Source organism: Micromonospora sp. NPDC047670 (assembly GCF_043204915.1).
In the GTDB taxonomy this organism is placed as follows: Bacteria; Actinomycetota; Actinomycetes; order Mycobacteriales; family Micromonosporaceae; genus Micromonospora.
In genome coordinates this window covers 12,010-28,806 of sequence record NZ_JBIDDA010000019.1, presented here as the reverse complement: position 1 = coordinate 28,806, position 16,797 = coordinate 12,010, and the positions used below count along the sequence as shown (strand labels likewise).

The following is a 16,797-nucleotide window of genomic DNA, read 5'->3' as shown; positions in this document are numbered from 1 at the left end:
AGACCGTAGTCCACGCCCCGGACGCCTCGGCGCGAAGGTGCACCCCGGCCTACCGCTCCGCCTGGGCGGCGATCACCTCGCGGGCCAGCTGGCGGTAGTTGCGGGCGCCGGACGAGGCCGGGTCGAGCGTGGTGATCGGCGCGCCGGCGACGGTCGACTCGGGGAACTTGACGGTCTTGGTGATGACCGTCTGGTAGACCTTGTCGCCGAACGCCTCCACCACCCGCTGGAGCACCTGCCGGCAGTGGGTGGTGCGGCTGTCGTACATGGTGGCGAGGATGCCCTCGAGCTCCAGGTCGAAGTTGAGCCGCTCGCGCACCTTGTCGATGGTGTCCAGCAGCAGGGCGACACCGCGCAGGCTGAAGAACTCGCACTCCAGCGGGATGAGCACGCCGTGCGCGACGGTCAGCGCGTTGATCGCCAGCAGGCCCAGCGAGGGCTGGCAGTCGATCAGGATGTAGTCGTATTCCTTGCGGATGGACCGCAGCACCCGGGCGAGGGCCATCTCGCGGGCGACCTCGTTGACCAGCTGGATCTCGGCCGCCGAGAGGTCGATGTTGGCCGGCAGCAGGTGCAGCCCCGCCACGTCCGTCTTGATCAGGACGTCCTCGGCGGTGACGTCGTCCTGCATGAGCAGGTTGTAGACCGACAGGTCCAGGTTGTGCGGGTTGACGCCCAGCCCGACCGAGAGCGCGCCCTGCGGATCGAAATCGACGAGCAGCACCTTGCGGCCGTACTCGGCCAGCGCGGCGCCCAGGTTGATGGTCGTGGTGGTCTTGCCCACGCCGCCCTTCTGGTTGGCCATCGCGATGATCCGGGCCGGGCCGTGCCGATCGGTCGGCATCGGCTCCGGGATCGGCTTGCGCATCGTGTACGCCGCCGGATCCGCCGGACCGAGATCCGCCCCGAGCGTGGCCTGCTGCTCGCGGAGCTCCGACGTCCAGGTCTCGGCACGGTCACCGTTGCCAGCCATGTCTTCGTTGCCCCCTCCCGACGACCACCCGGCGTCGGAGCCGTCCGACGTCCTTCGCGGCGCCGCTGCGCACCCCGGTCCGCCTGCCCCAGGAGGTCCGCGCCGATGCCGACTGTACGCCACCGGTCCGCGGGCCGGTCGCACCCGCTCGGCGTGTCGCCGCCCCGCCGACCAGGCCACCCCCGGCGGTCCGGCCGGCGCGGGCCGGCCGGACGGCTGGAACCGGTCAGCCGCGCGCCCGGGGATGGGCGGTGGCGTACACCTCGCGCAGCCGTTCCACGGTCACCAGCGTGTAGACCTGGGTGGTCGTCACCGAGGCGTGGCCGAGCAGCTCCTGCACCACCCGCACGTCCGCGCCGCCGTCGAGCAGGTGGGTGGCGTACGAGTGGCGCAGGGTGTGCGGGGAGACCGCCTGCGGCCCGTCGACCGGCAGGCCGGCCCGCTGGGCGGCGCGGCGCAGGATGGTCCACGCCCCCTGCCGGGACAGCGCGCCGCCGCGGGCGTTGAGGAACACCGCCGGGGTGCCCCGGCCGGCGGCGGCCAGCCCGGGCCGGGCCCGCACCAGCCAGGCGCGCAGCGCCTCGACCGCGTACCCGCCGATCGGCACCAGCCGGGTGCGGCCGCCCTTGCCGCGCAGGACGACCGTGCCCTCGTCGACGTCGAGGTCGTCAACGGCCGCCCCCACCGCCTCGGAGATCCGCGCCCCGGTGCCGTACAGGAACTCCAGCAGCGCCCGGTCGCGCAGCGCGAGCGGCGCGCCCTCGCCGGTGGCCGTCACGGCGCCGGCGGTCTCCAGCAGCCGGACCACGTCGTCCACCGGCAGCGCGCGGGGCAGCCGGCGCGGTGGGGTGGGCGGACGGACGTCGCGGCTGGGGTCGGCGCCGGCCAGCCCCTCGCGCAGCGCGAAGCGGTGCAGCCCGCGCACCGCGCTGGCCGCCCGCGCGGCCGAGGAGACGGCCAGCGGCGGGTGCGCGTCGTCGCCGGCCCGCAGCCGGGCCAGGTGCTCCTCGACCTGGCCGGGGCCGACCGCCGCCAGGTCCGGGACCCCGGCCGCCGCCAGGGTGGCCAGGTAGCGCTCCAGGTCCCGGCGGTACGACGACAGCGTGTTCGCCGACAGGCCGCGCTCGACCGTCAGGTGGTCGAGGTAGCCGCGCACGGCACGGCGCAGGGCCGGCGCGGGCTCCACGCCCACGCCGGCCCCGTCCGGTGTCCCGGTCAGCCCGCCGCCTCTCAGGCCAGCGCGTCGGCCAGCGACAGGGCCGGCATGCCGTGCGCCTCGGCGACCGGGCCGTAGGTGACCTGGCCGTCGTGGGTGTTGAGGCCCAGCGCCAGCGCCGGGTCGCGGCGCAGCGCCTCGCGCCAACCGTGGTTGGCCAGTTCCAGGGCGTACGGCAGGGTGACGTTGGTCAGCGCGTAGGTGCTGGTGTGCGGCACCGCGCCCGGCATGTTCGCCACGCAGTAGAAGATCGACTCGTGCACCTTGTAGGTCGGGTCGGCGTGCGTGGTGGGACGCGAGTCCTCGAAGCAGCCGCCCTGGTCGATGGAGATGTCGACCAGCACGCTGCCCGGCTTCATCCGGGAGACCAGCTCGTTGGAGATCAGGGTCGGGGCCTTCGCGCCGGGCACCAGCACCGCGCCGATGACCAGGTCGGCGTCGAGCACGGCGCGCTCGATCTCGTACGCGTTGGAGGCGACCGTCTGGAGGTGGCCGCGGTAGATGGCGTCGGCCTGGCGCAGCCGGGCGACGTTCTTGTCCAGCAGCAGCACCTCGGCCTGCAGGCCCAGCGCGATCGCGGCGGCGTTCATGCCGGAGACGCCGGCGCCGATGACCACGGTCTTGGCCGCGTACACGCCCGAGACGCCGCCCATCAGGATGCCGCGCCCGCCGCCCTGCCGCTGGAGGTGGTACGCGCCGACCTGCGGGGCCAGCCGGCCGGCCACCTCGGACATCGGGGCGAGCAGCGGTAGCGACCGGTCGGGCAGCTCGACGGTCTCGTAGGCGATGCCGGTGACCTTGCGGTCGACCAGCGCGTCGGTGCACGCCTTCGAGGCGGCCAGGTGCAGGTAGGTGAAGAGCACCTGCCCCTCACGCATGCGGTGGTACTCCTCGGCGACCGGCTCCTTGACCTTGAGCACCAGCTCGGCGGTGTCCCACACGTCGTCGGCGGTGGCCAGGATCTTGGCCCCGGCGGCGGCGAACTCGTCGTCGCTGATGCTGGATCCGACCCCGGCGCCGGACTCGACGAAGACCTGGTGACCGTTGCGGACGAACTCGTTGACGCCCGCCGGCGTGATCGCCACGCGGTACTCGTGGTTCTTGACCTCGCGTGGGATTCCGACCTTCACGATGCAGACACCTCTCTTCGGGGCTGCTCTCCCCCGACTGCTCGGCGCCACGACGGCCCCTTTGCCGCCGCGGTCCACCGGTCCCGCCGGCGGCAGTCTAGGCGCGCCGCCGCCCTCGGTGAGCCAGCACAGTGCCATCCGGTGCCCGTCCACCCTGACGAAGTGTCAGGCGTGGACCCGGCCAGCGGTGGGACATCACCTCAGCCGTCAGGACAGTGTTCGTCCATTATCGTCCCACTTACCGGGTGCCGCTGCGGACAGGACGCGAGTCGATCACTAAGGTGTCGCCTCATGACCACTCCTCCTTACCAGCCCGGGTATCCCCAGGGCGTTTCCGACAAGAGCAAGGTCGTCGCCGGCGTTCTCGGCATCCTGCTCGGCGGCTTCGGCGTCGGCCGGTTCTACATGGGCGACACCAAGACCGGCGTCCTCCAGCTCGTGGTGACCCTCGTGACCTGCGGTCTCGGCGGCATCTGGGGCGTCATCGACGGCATCCTGATCCTGGTCAACGGTGGCGTTGACGGCCAGGGACGTCCGCTGCGCGACTGATCCGACCCGAGACGACGAGGGGGCCGCGCGGACGAACCGCACGGCCCCTTCTCACGTACCGCTCCGCGCGGCCGGCTCAGCGCGGCGGCGGGGTGTCCGCCCGGCGCAGCGCCGACCAGCCGGTGTCGCGGGCCCGGGCGGCGGCGAGCAGCCCGGCCACGCACGACGCGTTGGTGATCTCCCCCGCGAGCACCATGCCGACCGCCTCGTCGAGGTCGATCCGGACGACCTGGAGGTCGGCCTCCTCGTCGCGGCGCTCGTGGCGCTGCTCCGCCGGCACGTCCGCGAGGTCCCGGGCCAGGAACACCCGGACCAGCTCGTTGGTGAACCCCGGCGAGCTGTGCAGGTCGACGAGGACGTCGATCCGCCCGGCGGTCAGGTCGACCTCCTCGGCCAGCTCCCTGGCCGCCGCGGCGGCCAGGTCCTCCCCGGAGACGTCGGTCAGCCCCGCGGGCAGCTCCCACAGGTGCCGCCCCACAGGGTGGCGGTACTGGCGGATCAGCACCACCTGACCGGCCGCGTCGAGCGCCACCACGGCCACCGCGCCGACGTGCCGGACGAAGTCGCGGACCCCCGTCCCGCCGCCCGGCATGGTCACCTCCTCGCTGACCACGTCGAAGATCCGGCCCCGGTAGCGCTCGGTGCGGGAACGCACCTCGTAGCGGTGCTCGACGGCGCTCACGAGGCCGACGCCGCCTTCGCGGCGGCGCCGCCGTTGCGGGCGGCCTTCTTCGCCGCCGCGCCCTCCGCCGGCTCCAGGTCCACCGGGAGCTGGTCTGCCTCGGAGTACGCCACCGCCGCCTTGACGAAGGAGGCGAACAGCGGGTGCGGCCGGGTCGGCCGGCTCTTCAGCTCCGGGTGCGCCTGGGTCGCCACGAAGTACGGGTGCAGGCCGCGGTCCAGCTCGATGAACTCGACCAGCCGCCCGTCCGGCGAGGTGCCCGAGATGTGCAGGCCCGCCTTGGTCAGCGCGTCGCGGTAGGCGTTGTTCACCTCGTACCGGTGCCGGTGCCGCTCGCTGACCTCGGTGCTGCCGTACGCCTCGGCGACCAGCGAGCCCTCGGTCAGCCTGGCCGGGTACGCCCCGAGCCGCATCGTGCCGCCCAGGTCGCCCTTGCCGGCGACGATGTCCTCCTGGTCGGCCATCGTGGCGATGACCGGGTGCTTCGCCTCCTCGTCGAACTCCAACGAGTTGGCGCCCTCCAGGCCGGCCAGGTGCCGGGCCACCTCGATGGTCATGCACTGCAGGCCGAGGCAGAGGCCGAGCAGCGGGATGCCGTTCTCCCGGGCGTACCGGGCGGTGCCGATCTTGCCCTCGATGCCGCGCACCCCGAAGCCGCCGGGGATGACGATGCCGTCCACGCCGGCCAGGGCGGCCGCGGCGCCGGTCGGGGTGACGCACTCGTCGCTGGGCACCCAGCGCAGCTGCACCCGGGCCCGGTGGCCGAAGCCGGCGGCCCGGATCGCCTCGCTCACCGACAAATACGCGTCGGGCAGGTCGACGTACTTGCCGACCACGGCGACGGTGACGGTGTGCCGGGGCTGGTGCACCCGGTCCAGCAGGTCGTCCCAGCTGGCCCAGTCCACGTCCCGGAAGGAGAGGCCGAGCCGCCGCACCACGTACGCGTCGAGGCCCTCGCGGTGCAGCACCTTGGGGATGTCGTAGATGCTCGGCGCGTCCGGGGCGGCGGTGACCGCCTCGCGGTCGACGTCGCAGTAGAGCGACAGCTTCTGCTTGACCTTGTCGGGGATCTCCCGGTCGCAGCGCAGCACCAGCGCGTCCGGCTGGATGCCGATGCTGCGCAGCTGGGCCACCGAGTGCTGGGTCGGCTTGGTCTTCAGCTCGCCCGACGGCGCCAGGTAGGGCACCAGCGAGACGTGCAGGTAGAAGCAGTTGTCCCGGCCCAGGTCGTGGCGGACCTGCCGGATGGCCTCCAGGAACGGCAGCGACTCGATGTCGCCGACCGTGCCGCCGACCTCGGTGATCACCACGTCCGGCACCTGGCCGTCGTCGTCCGGGTCGGCCATCGCCAGGATCCGGGACTTGATCTCGTTGGTGATGTGCGGGATGACCTGGACGGTGTCGCCCAGGTACTCGCCGCGCCGCTCCTTGGCGATCACGTCGGAGTAGATCTGGCCGGTGGTGACGTTCGCCTTGCCGGAGAGCGCCCGGTCCAGGAACCGCTCGTAGTGCCCGACGTCGAGGTCGGTCTCGGCGCCGTCCTCGGTGACGAAGACCTCGCCGTGCTGGAACGGGTTCATCGTCCCCGGGTCGACGTTGAGGTAGGGGTCGAGCTTCTGCATGACCACGCGCAGCCCGCGCGCGGTGAGCAGGTTGCCGAGGCTGGAGGCGGTGAGCCCCTTACCCAGCGAGGAGGCGACGCCCCCGGTGACGAAAATGTGCCTGGTCGTCCGTGCTGAAGGGGCCAAGGCCTGCTCCCGTGTCGTCCGTCGCGGTCGTGCAGACCGCCGTGCCGATCAGCAAAGTGATCACGCGATCCACGGGATTCCACGGTAACACCTCACCCACCCCCGCCGCCGGGCGCACCCGCACCGGCCGCCGGGTGTCACCGGACCGGCTCAGGACGCCGTGACCTCGGTCGATGCCCGGCCGGCCGGCGCGCGCCCACCGTCGCCCGTCCCGGTCGCCGGCCCGTCCGCGCCGGACCCGGCAGCCGGGCCCGCGCCGGGCCCGGTAGCCGGGGCCGCGGTGCGCGCGGGTGGGGAGCCGGCCGGGGCGTCCGGCCCGGTGCCCGGGTCCGCGGCGCGGGCGGCGGTCGGGCCGGCACCCGCCGGCCCCTGGCGGTCCGGGTCGCCGTCGTCCGGTCCCCCGCCGCCGCCCGGCCCCTCGCCGGCCCCGCCCGGCCCGCCGTCGCGCTGGCGGGCCGCGTCGGGCAGGGTGCGGTCGGTGGAGTGGTCCAGCACCCGCAACGCCGCCAGCGCGGCCATCGGCACCACCAGGGCGCCCGCCGCGCCGGCCACGTCGAGGGCGTCGCCGCCGAGCAGCCCGCCGATCACCGCGGCCACGGCGGTGCCCGCCATCGCCGCCCGGATCGCCGGGTAGATGCCGAACAGCCGCATCAGCCCGCCCCACGGCTGGAGCAGGGCGAACCAGACCAGCAGGGCGCCGGCCAGGGCCAGCACGGTCAGCGGGCTGTTGACCAGCGTCTCGAAGTTGGCCGTGCTGGAGCGGTGCACGGTGAGCCCGCCGGTGCCGTCGCCGACGGCGGCCAGGAACCGGCCCAGGCTGCCCCGCTCGGCGGCGGGGCGGCGCAGGTCCAGCACCGCGAAGCCGATGGTCAGCGCCAGCCCGGCCATGCTCGCCCAGACCAGCCGGCTGATCGTCAGCCAGCCGCCGGCGCTGATCGCGGCGGCGACGCTCAACCCCGCGGTCAACGCGATCGCTCCGATCGAGTCGGCACCCAGGTACGGGCTGCCGACGACCACCACCGCCGCGCCGCCCACGGCCACCACGACCATCGGCCGCCACGACCGGCGGACCCGCTGGGCCAACCATCCCGCGCTCAGCAGCGCGCCGGCCAGGAACACCCCGAGCCCGACCGTGCCCAGCCCGGCGTACCGGCCACCCTCCAGGGCGGAGTAGCCGACCACCCCGTTGAGCTGGAGGCGGGCGCCGGTGAGCACGTCCACCCCGACGGCCAGCGTGGTCAGGCCGGCCACCGCGCCGAGCGGGCCGAGGGTGCTCGCGTGCCCCGGCGCCAACCGGACCACCGCGGTCGCGGCGACCAGCAGCAGAACGGTCACCCCGGCGAAGTAGACGCCGGCGTGGTCGCCGCGCCACCACGGGACCGCGTCGGCGAGCAGCGCGGCCGGGACGGCCAGGGCGGCGGCGATCAGCAGCAGCTCGACGACCGCCACCACCCGCCGCGACACCGGCTCCGGCCCGTACGGGCCGGCGTGCCGGCGGGCCCGGCGCAGCAGCGGCAGCACCGCCACCGCCAGCAGCACCTGCGCGCCGGCCAGCAGGGCGAAGAACCAGTCCGCCACCCGGCGCTGGGCGGCCGCCTCCCGGTCGGCGTCGGCGGGCTGGGCGATCGCGGTGGCCAGGTCCGCCGGCCGCCCGCCGACCGACTCGGCCGGCCGGCCGAGGAACAGCCGCTCGGGCATCGGCCGGCCCAGCGCGGTGAGCGCGGTCGGCGCGAGGTCGACCAGTTGCAGGTAGCCCTCCCGGCCGGTGCTGGCCGAGGTGAGCCACCCGCGTTCCCAGCCCGGCCCGTCGGCGACGGCCACGTGCAGCCGGGACGGCACGTCGGTGTCGGACACCCCGGCGACGAACACCAGCGAGCGGGGCGGCCGGGCGGCGAGCACCCGGGCCAGCCGGGCGTCGGCCTCGCGGGCCGCCGCGGCCCGGTCCGCCGGGTTGTCGCCGGCGACCGTGCCGAGGTCGACGATGCTCAGCACGCACGAGCCGAGCAGCTCGGCGGGGTCCTCGGGCAGCGCGGCCGCGTACCGGTCGACCCGGCCGAACGGTCGGGCGGCGGCGACCGCGGCGCCCGGCCCCACCGCCACCGAGCAGCGCACCGACTCCGCCAGCGCGCCGGGCACCGTGCCCCACGCCAGCCGCTCCTGGTTGTACCGGACGACGCCCTCCTGGTCGGGCAGGTTCGCGCCGATCCGGTCGGGCTGCTCCACGGTCACCGCCGTCGGGGGGCAGCCTCCGGCCTGCCGGTTGCCGTTCCACGCGGCGTAGCTGCCCGCGCCGAGGGTCAGCCAGCCGTCCACGGGACAGGTCGGCCGGTGCGCGGAGCGCACCGAGAGGGAGCCGATGGAGCCGTCCCGGGCCATCCGCCACAGCGTCGGAGTGGTCTCCGGGTCGACGTCCTCCCAGCGCAGCCCCGCCACGCCGGCCAGCACGACGAAGTCGGCGGTACGCTCGGGCGCCGCCCGCTCGGGCCGGGCGCTCAGCGCCGTGATGCCGAGCGCCACCACGACCAGGGTCAGCAGGGCCGGGGCGAGTCTGCGCAGCATCACCGGCGTCCCGTCGACGGGGCGTGGCCGTCCCGGCCGGGCTCCGCGGGCCCGCCGTCGGCGCCGGGGGCCGCCGCGTCCGGGGCCAGCTCGGCGTAGAGCGCCGCCAGTTGCGCGAGGGTGTCCGCCTCGCTGGGCCAGGTCGCGGCCCGCGCGGCGCCGCGGCGGCCCAGGTCGGCCCGGGCTGCCTCGTCGTCGAGCAGGGCGCGCACCGCCCCGTCGACCGCGTCCACGTCCCCGGACGGCACCAGCACCGCCGCGTCGCCGACCAGCTCCGGCAGGCCGCCGACGGCGGTCGCCACCAGCGGCACGCCGGCCCGCATCGCCTCCTGCGCGAAGAGCTGGCGGGCCTCCCAGTCGCTGGTCACCAGCGCCAGGTCGGCCCCGGCGAGCAGGTCGGCCACGTCGGTGCGGTGCCCGAGCAGGGTCACCGGGGCCCGGGCGGCGGAGATCCGGGCGGCCAGCGGCAGGTAGGCCGGGCCACTGCCGGCGATCACCACGACCGGCGCCGGGGACCGGGTGCGCCACCGGGCGGCCGCGTCGACCAGCACGTCGTACCGCTTCTGCGGGTGCAGCCGGCCGACCGAGAGGACGAGCGGCTGGTCCGGGCGGACGCCGAACTCGGCGCGGACGGCGGCCCGACGGCGGCGCGGCGCGGGCAGCGCCGGCGCGGCGACCGGGGCGAGCCGGGCGTCCGCCGCGCCCAGCCCGGCGGCCCGCTCGACCAGGTCGGCGGAGGCCCCGAGCGCCACCCGGGCGCCCCGGGCGACGACCCGCTCGACGAGGCGGGACACGCCGCCGCGCAACCCGCCGGCGAGCACCGCGTTGTGCCAGGTGACCACGAGTGGCGCGGCCGGCCGGGCGAGCACGGCGACCAGCCCGGCGCGCAGCCCGTGGGCGTGCAGCACGTCGACCGGTTCGGCGGCGAGCGTCCGGCGCAACGCGGTGACCGCGCGGGCGTCGGCCGGGGTCGGGCTGGCGGGGATCTCCACCGCCCGGAACCGGGCGCCGACGCCGGTGAAGTCGAACTGCTCCTGCGTCGCGGCGGGCCCGCAGACCAGCACGGAGGCGCCCGCGGCGGTCAGCCCCCGGGCGAGCGAACGGACGTGCTGCCCCACCCCGCCGGTGCTGGAGGCGAGCAGCAGGGCCACCGTGCCGCGCCAGCCGGTGTCCGGTGTCGGTTCCGTCACCGCGACCACCCTCGCTCGTCGGTCGCCGCCGGCCGGTCACCCGTCCTGCACCCGCTCACCGGGACACCGTCTCCTTCCCGTCACCCCGTTCCGGGGGGATCTCGCCCGCACCCGTCCCTTCGGCGGGGGCCACCGGCCCGCGCCGGCCCCGGCCCAGCCGCCGGAGCACCCCGGCGAGCAGCGGTCGCACGTCCCGCCGGTCGACCAGCCAGACGACGGCGAGGAACACGACGCCGACCAGGACTCCGGACAGCATGCCCTGCACGAGCGCGGCCGGTGTCGTCGGGGTGCCGTCGCCGGCCGCGTCCAGCCAACGGGCGGCGCCTGACCCGGCGAGCGCGGCCAGGGCCCCGGCGAGCAGCCCGGCTGCGCCGGCCCGCGTGACGCCGGCGAGCGCGCCGGCCCCGGCCGAGCGGAGCACGGCGACGAGCAGCAGGCCGCCGAGCAGCAGCATGCCGACCGAGTTGGCCAGGGTGACGGCCAGCACCCGGTCCGCCACCGGGAACAGGGCCGCCAGCGGCACCGCCGCCACCGGCACGGCCAGCCAGCCGGCGCTGATCGCCACCGTGGCGGGGCGGGTGTCGCCGCGGGCGTAGAGGGCCCGGGAGAGCACCGCGAAGAGGCCGTAGCCGAGCAGCCCGGGGGCGAAGCCGGCGATCCCGGCGGCCGTGGACCCGGGATCGGTCGGGTAGAAGAAGGCGGCCACCGGCCCGGCCGTGCCCACCAGCGCCGCCGCGCCGAGGCAGCTGAACAGCAGCACCCCGCGCACCGTCGAGGAGAGCGTGCGCCGGTAGTCGTCCTCGTCCCCGGCGGCCGCCGCGGTCGCCAGCGTCGGGTACGCCGCCACCGCCAGCGGCACCGCCAGCACCGCCCACGGCAGCAGGAACATGGTCTGGGCCAGGTTGAACACCTGCGGCGAGCCGGTCGGGCCGCCGGAGACCCGGTTCAGCAGCACCAGCAGCGCGATCTGCTGCGCGGTGACGGTGACCGCGCCGGCCAGCGCCAGCCCCGTGACCCGGGCCCGGACGTCGGGCGGGAACGCGTACCCCGGGCGCAGCCGCAGCCCCAGCCGGCGCAGCGGGACCAGCAGCGACAGCGACAGCACCACCACGCCGGCCGTGGTGCCGGCGGAGAGGATCAGCTCGCCGCCGCGGCTCACCTGCGCCACGCTCGCCCCGCGCCCCTCGGCACCGCCGAAGGCGAGGTAGACCACGATCACGGTGAGGCTGGACAGCAGCGGCGCGATCACCGGCCAGGCGAACCGGCGGTGCGCCTGGAGCACGCCGGTCAGCACGATGCCGATGCCGTAGAGCGGCAACTGCGGGGCGAAGACCCGCAGCATCCGCGCGCCGGCGGCCACCTCGGCCGCCGAGCGCCCCTCGCTGATCAGCGACACGAGGGGGTCGGCGGCCACCGCGACCAGCACGGCCAGCGGCACCAGCAGGGTGACCGTCCAGGTGAGCAGGGCGCCCGTGGTGGCGGCCACCGCGCGCCGGTCCCCGGCCGCGACGGGCCCGGCCAGCAGCGGTACGACCAGACTCGCCAGCGCGCCGCCCGCGACGACCTCGAAGATGATGTTCGGGACCGTGTTGGCGATCACGTACATGCCGCCGAGGTCGCTCTTCTGCACGACCCAGGTGAAGACGGCGGTGCGACCGAAGCCGGCGAGCCGGCTGAGGACGGTGAGGACGGCGATGAGCGCGGCCGCTCCGGCGACGCGGCCGGCGCCGGCGAGGGGTGCCGGGGTCGTCACGTCAGTCGGCGCGACGGCCCAGCGCGTCGAGCTCGCGCAGCCCCGGGGTGCGCTGGATGACCTGGGTGAAGCTGACCTTCTCGCTGGCCGCGGTGAGGCCGGCGAGCACGGCGAGCAGCCCGGCCCGCCCGACCGGGCCGGTGCGGGCGGCCAGCGCCACGCCGAGCAGCGCGCCGAGCGCGTTGGCGCCGCTGTCGCCGAGCATCACGTCCTCGCCGAGGTCGGCGGGGAGCAGCCCGGCCGCGGCGCCGACCGCGCCGGCGGCGATCCCGCCGTGCGGGCCACCGGCGAGCGGGGCGCCGAGCAGGATGCCGGACTTCAGTGCACGGCCGGGGCGCAGGTCGAGCAGGTTGAGCAGGTTCGCGGTGCCGGCGATCACGCCCGCGCCGAGCAGCACGTCGACGCCCCGGCCCAGGGCGCCCTGCCGCTGGCGGCGCCGGTGCCCGGCGACCCGGGGGTCGGCGGCGAGCAGCGCGGCGGCGCCGAGACCGGCCGCGCCCACCCCGACGATCTTGACGAGCCCGGCGGTGACCCGGCCCTCGCGCAGCGCGGCCAGGTGACCGGCGAAGCCCTTGGCGGCCTTCTGCTCCGGCCGCGCCCCGACCACGTCGTCGTAGAGCCCGACCGCCCCGGCGCCCACCCCGGCGACCAGGGCGGCGGCGCCCGAGGACGCGCTGGAGGCGCCGAACGCGCCCGCCCCGGCGGCGCCGGCGGCGAGCGCGGGCCCGGCGGCCAGGGTCACCGTGCGGCCCCGGAAGTTGGTCCGGTCCAGCGCCGGCCCGGCCGGCGACGTGCGCACCTCGCGCAGCGCGTACCGGGCGACGGCGGCACCCGCGCCGGCGATCAACAGTCGACCGAGCGTGCTCACGCGGCCCCCTCCCGCCGAACGTGGCAGTACGTGGATCCGGACACCGGGGTACGTCGTTCGCTCACTGGGGCAGTCTAGGCAGCAGGGACGCCGCGTTGTCGCCGACGCCGTACTGCCCGGCCTTCTTCTCGTTCACCTGCTGCACCAGCGCGAGGGAGGTGACCAGCTGCCCCTGGACGGTGTTGGCGTTGTCGACGGTGGAGATGGACTGCACCAGCACGGGGTCGCTCCGGACGGCGGCCACCAGGTTGCCGCCGGCCGAGCCGTTGCCGGCGACGACGATCGTCCCCGTCCGGTCGAACTGCTCGGCGACCTTGAGCACCGACTCGTCCTTCTTCGCCGAGTCCTTGTCGACGTACGGCTGCCCGCTCACCACGACGACGGCCTCCGCCGACGCGCTGACCCGCTCCTCGGTGGTCAGGTAGTTGGCATTGGTGTACGCGGCCAGCACCGCCCGCCGGTCGGCCTCGCTGACGGGCGTCGCGCCGGGCGCCCGGTCCAACAGGACGCTGGCCAGCAGCGCGCTGGACGTCTCCACCCCGTGCCCGTTGCCGGGCAGCCCGGAGGTCGGCGCGCTGGTCGGCCGCGCGGCGGTGACCGCCAGCTCCAGCAGGTTGTTGTTGTTGTCCGGGTTGATGAACTTGTCCTGCAGGTCGACGCGGCCGGTCACCTCGGCCCCGGCCAGCTGGAGCATCTTGACCACGCCCTCGGTGTGGTCGCGCCCGGTGGGCAGGCTGAGCACCAGCACCCGCTTGCCGGTGAGCTTGCCGGGCAGGACCACCTCCGCCATCTGGGCCGCGAAGTCCTCCTCGAGCTCCAGCTCGCGCTCCATGTTCTGGACCAACTGGCGCATCTGCTGGTTGTCCTTGCGCAGCTCGTTGACGTTTTCCTTCAGCGAGTCGGCCACCGGGCCGTTCAGGGCGGCGGTGCCGACCACCAGCCCGATCGCCAACGCCAGGAAGACCGCGGTCAGGGACACCACGTGGTACCGGAAGTTGATCACACCTGCAGCCTCTTGGTCGGTCGGACGCTAGAAAAGTTGTTCAAGCTGGAACACGAAATTGTTCCACCACTCGGAGACCACGCCCAAATACGCCTTGCCGACGGTGGAGACCGCCACGGCGGAGGCCATCGCCGCGATCGCGGAGAGCACCAGCAGCAGCAGCGAGGAGCCCGAGATGCTCTGCCGGTAGAGCCGGCTCACGCCCTTGGCGTCGACCAGCTTGCCGCCGACCTTCAGCCGGGTCAGGAACGTCGAGGCCATGCCGCCGCGCCCCTTGTCGAGGAACTCGACCAGCGTGGCATGCGTGCCGACGGCGACCAGCAGCGAGGCGCCCTTCTCGTCGGCCAGCAGCATGGCCAGGTCCTCGCTGGTCGCCGCCGCCGGGAAGGTGACCGCCGACACGCCGAGCCCGGTGACCCGGGCCAGGCCGGGCGCCCGCCCGTCCGGGTAGGCGTGCACGACCACCTCGGCGCCGCAGCGCAACACGTCGTCGGTGACCGAGTCCATGTCGCCGATGATCATGTCCGGCGTGTAGCCGGCCTCCACCAGCGCGTCCGCGCCGCCGTCGACCCCGATCAGCACCGGCTTGAACTCGCGGATGTAGGGGCGCAGCACGTCCAGGTCGGCCTTGTAGTCGTAGCCGCGCACCACGATCAGGCAGTGCCGCCCCTGCATCTCGGTCTGGATCTCCGGCACGCCGACGCCGTCGAGGAGCAGGTCGCGCTCCTGCTTGAGGTAGTCCATCGTGTTCGCGGCGAACGCCTCGAGCTGGACCGACAGGCCCTCCCGGGCGTCGGCCATCGCCTTGGCCACCGTCTCGGCGTCCTGGAGGCTGCCGTGCGCGACCGGATCGTCGCCGACGTAGACGGTGTTGCCCTCGATGCGGACGGTGTCGCCCTCGCGGATCCGCTCGAAGATCCCCTCGCCCAGGTCGTCCAGGAGCGGGATGCCCGCGCCGATCAGCACCTCGGGGCCGAGGTTGGGGTAGCGGCCGGAGACCGACGGCTTGGCGTTGAGCACGGCGGCGACACCGACGGCGACGAGCGAGTCGGCGGCCACCCGGTCGAGGTCGACGTGGTCGATGACCGCGATGTCACCGGGGCGGAGCCGGCCGACCAGGCGCTTCGTCCGGCGGTCCAGGCGCGCGGTGCCGAGGATTCTGCCCGGTTCCGCGTTCCGGGTCCGGCGCAACGTGGGTAGACGCATCGTGACCATCCTGGCATGTGAGGCAGGCATTTCTGTCGCGACATGCCTGAGCAGGGCCGCCTACCCAGGGAAACACACCAGCGCGCAGGGCGGTGTGCCTGTGCTCACAATCGCCGACCTCACGGGCGCCTTTCCCGGGCCGCCACGGCGAGAAGCTCCTCGGCGTGGGCGATACCCAGGTCGGAATCGGGCAAACCCGCGAGCATCCGCGCCAGTTCGCGGGCGCGTTCGGTGTCCTCCACCACGCGGACCCCGCTCGTGGTGACCGCCCCGCCGGTGTCCTTCGCCACCACCAGGTGGCGGTCGGCGAACGCGGCGACCTGCGGCAGGTGGGTGACCACGAGCACCTGGTGGCTGCGGGCCAGCCGGGCCAGCCGGCGGCCGATCTCCACCGCGGCCTGGCCGCCGACCCCGGCGTCCACCTCGTCGAAGACCAGCGTGGGCGGCCCACCCGAGCCGGCGAAGACCACCTCGATGGCGAGCATCACCCGGGACAGCTCACCGCCGGAGGCGCCGCGCTGCAACGGCAGCGAGGGCGCGCCGGGGTGGGCCAGCAGGCGCAGCTCGACCTCGTCGCCGCCGTCCGGGCCGATGCCGACCTCGGCGCCGTTGACCGGCAGGGTCGGCTCGGCGCGGCCGGCCGGCCGGGGCAGCACCGCGACCTCGATGCGGGCGTGCGGCATGGCCAGGCCGGCCAGCTCGACGGTGACCTGCTCGGCGAAGCGGGTCGCCGCCTCCTGCCGGGACGTCGACACCCGGCCGGCCAGGTCGGCCACCTCGCCGGCCAGCCGCGACGACTCCCGCTCCAGCTCGTCGAGGAGCTCGTCGGAGGTGTCCAGGTCGGACAGCCGGGTGCGGGCCCGCTCCGCCCAGGCGATCACCCCGTCGACGTCGTCGGCGTACTTGCGGGTCAGTGCGCGCAGCGCCGCCCGGCGCTCGTAGATCGCCTGCAACCGGGCCGGGTCGGCGTCCAGCGCGGCGAGGTAGGCCGACAGCTCGGCGGAGACGTCCGTCACCAGGGTGGCCGCCTCCTCCAGCCGCCCCGCCAGCTCGCCGAGCGCCGGATCCGTGCCGGCCTGCGCCTCCAGGGTGCGCCGGGCCGTGCCGAGCAGCGTCGTGGCGTCGGGGGTCTCGTCGGTCGCCTCGACGCCACCGGCCACGCACTGGTGGGCGATCTGCGCCGCCGTGCGCAGCCCCTCGGCGTGCTCCAGCCGCTGCGCCTCCGCCTTCAGCTCGTCGTCCTCGCCGGGCTGCGGGTCGACCCGGGTGATCTCGTCCAGGCCGAGCCGCAGCAGGTCGGCCTCCTGGTTGCGCTCGCGGGCGTTGCGCCGCCGGTCGGTCAGGTCGTCGACCACCGCGCGCCAGCGCGTGTACGCCTCGCGCAGCGCGTCGAGCAGCTTCTCGTGCTCCGCGCCGGCGAACCGGTCCAGCGCGGCCCGCTGCTCGGCGGGGCGCAGCAGCCGCAGCTGGTCGGACTGACCGTGCACCGCGACGACCTGCTCGCCCACCTCGCTGAGCATGGACACCGGCATGCTGCGCCCGCCCAGGTGCGCCCGGGACCGGCCCTCCACGGTGACCGTGCGGCTGAGCAGCACCGAGCCGTCCTCGTCGGGCTCGCCCCCGGCGTCGACGATCCGGGCGTGCACGGTGGCGGCGACCCGGCCGCCGAGGCGCAGCCGGCCCTCCACCACCGCCCGGCCGGGCTGGGCCCGGACCCGCCCCGCGTCGGCGCGGCCACCGAAGAGCAGGCCGAGGCCGGTGACCACCATGGTCTTGCCCGCACCGGTCTCGCCGGTGATGACGTTCATGCCGCCGGTCAACGGCAGCGTGGTGTCCTCGATGACGCCCAGTCCGGTGATGCGCAGCTCTTCCAGCACAGCATCCGACAGTAGACGCGGCCCCCGACAGTTGACCAGCCGG

The 16,797-nt window shown here is 75.3% G+C and carries 13 protein-coding genes; 1 reads left to right on the top strand and 12 read right to left on the bottom strand.

Annotated elements, in window-relative coordinates; all coding sequences use genetic code 11:
- Positions 1–49: 49 nt before the first annotated feature.
- From ACGF7U_RS29010 to ald, 3 genes are all read right to left on the bottom strand, one after another.
- Entirely contained in the window at positions 50–973 is a 924-nt protein-coding gene (locus ACGF7U_RS29010; protein WP_036375269.1) for a ParA family protein, read from the bottom strand.
- A 226-nt stretch (positions 974–1,199) separates the two neighbouring features.
- On the bottom strand, positions 1,200–2,165 hold the full coding sequence (locus tag ACGF7U_RS29005; protein WP_393112045.1) for a site-specific tyrosine recombinase XerD: 966 nt from the start codon (positions 2,163–2,165) through the stop codon (positions 1,200–1,202).
- Positions 2,166–2,203: 38 nt separating this feature from the next.
- Positions 2,204–3,319 (bottom strand): alanine dehydrogenase, encoded by a 1,116-nt coding sequence (ald, locus tag ACGF7U_RS29000; protein WP_393112043.1) that lies wholly within the window; start codon positions 3,317–3,319, stop codon positions 2,204–2,206.
- Between the two features lie 225 nt (positions 3,320–3,544).
- On the opposite strand from ald, the gene ACGF7U_RS28995 reads away from it, so the two are divergent.
- A complete protein-coding gene (locus ACGF7U_RS28995) occupies positions 3,545–3,868 on the top strand; it encodes a TM2 domain-containing protein (RefSeq protein WP_393112136.1) in 324 nt (107 codons plus the stop codon).
- 76 nt (positions 3,869–3,944) lie between these two features.
- On the opposite strand, the gene ACGF7U_RS28990 is transcribed toward ACGF7U_RS28995, so the two are convergent.
- The 9 genes from ACGF7U_RS28990 to recN all read right to left on the bottom strand — a co-directional run bounded on the left by ACGF7U_RS28990 (position 3,945) and on the right by recN (position 16,754).
- The gene (locus ACGF7U_RS28990) at positions 3,945–4,550 is read right to left on the bottom strand and encodes an NUDIX domain-containing protein (RefSeq protein WP_393112041.1); all 606 of its coding nucleotides are present in this window, start codon (positions 4,548–4,550) and stop codon (positions 3,945–3,947) included.
- Entirely contained in the window at positions 4,547–6,298 is a 1,752-nt protein-coding gene (locus ACGF7U_RS28985; RefSeq protein ID WP_393112039.1) for a CTP synthase, read from the bottom strand. The genes ACGF7U_RS28990 and ACGF7U_RS28985 overlap by 4 nt, the downstream gene beginning before the upstream one ends.
- 150 nt (positions 6,299–6,448) lie before the next feature.
- Positions 6,449–8,857 carry a hypothetical protein gene (locus ACGF7U_RS28980; RefSeq protein ID WP_393112037.1) on the bottom strand — a complete coding sequence of 803 codons (2,409 nt, stop codon included), beginning with the start codon at positions 8,855–8,857 and terminating at the stop codon, positions 6,449–6,451.
- Positions 8,857–10,047, bottom strand: a complete 1,191-nt coding sequence (locus ACGF7U_RS28975) for a glycosyltransferase family 4 protein (protein ID WP_393112035.1) — start codon at positions 10,045–10,047, stop codon at positions 8,857–8,859. The genes ACGF7U_RS28980 and ACGF7U_RS28975 overlap by 1 nt, the downstream gene beginning before the upstream one ends.
- Positions 10,048–10,102: 55 nt before the next feature.
- Positions 10,103–11,800, bottom strand: a complete 1,698-nt coding sequence (gene murJ / locus ACGF7U_RS28970; RefSeq protein WP_393112033.1) for a murein biosynthesis integral membrane protein MurJ — start codon at positions 11,798–11,800, stop codon at positions 10,103–10,105.
- A 1-nt stretch (position 11,801) separates the two neighbouring features.
- Entirely contained in the window at positions 11,802–12,668 is an 867-nt protein-coding gene (locus tag ACGF7U_RS28965; protein ID WP_393112031.1) for a hypothetical protein, read from the bottom strand.
- Positions 12,669–12,729: 61 nt separating this feature from the next.
- Positions 12,730–13,671 (bottom strand): copper transporter, encoded by a 942-nt coding sequence (locus ACGF7U_RS28960; protein WP_393112029.1) that lies wholly within the window; start codon positions 13,669–13,671, stop codon positions 12,730–12,732.
- Between the two features lie 27 nt (positions 13,672–13,698).
- Positions 13,699–14,877 (bottom strand): putative cytokinetic ring protein SteA, encoded by a 1,179-nt coding sequence (gene steA / locus ACGF7U_RS28955; protein WP_393112027.1) that lies wholly within the window; start codon positions 14,875–14,877, stop codon positions 13,699–13,701.
- A 119-nt stretch (positions 14,878–14,996) separates the two neighbouring features.
- Positions 14,997–16,754 (bottom strand): DNA repair protein RecN, encoded by a 1,758-nt coding sequence (gene recN / locus ACGF7U_RS28950; protein ID WP_393112025.1) that lies wholly within the window; start codon positions 16,752–16,754, stop codon positions 14,997–14,999.
- Between the last annotated feature and the right edge of the window lie 43 nt (positions 16,755–16,797).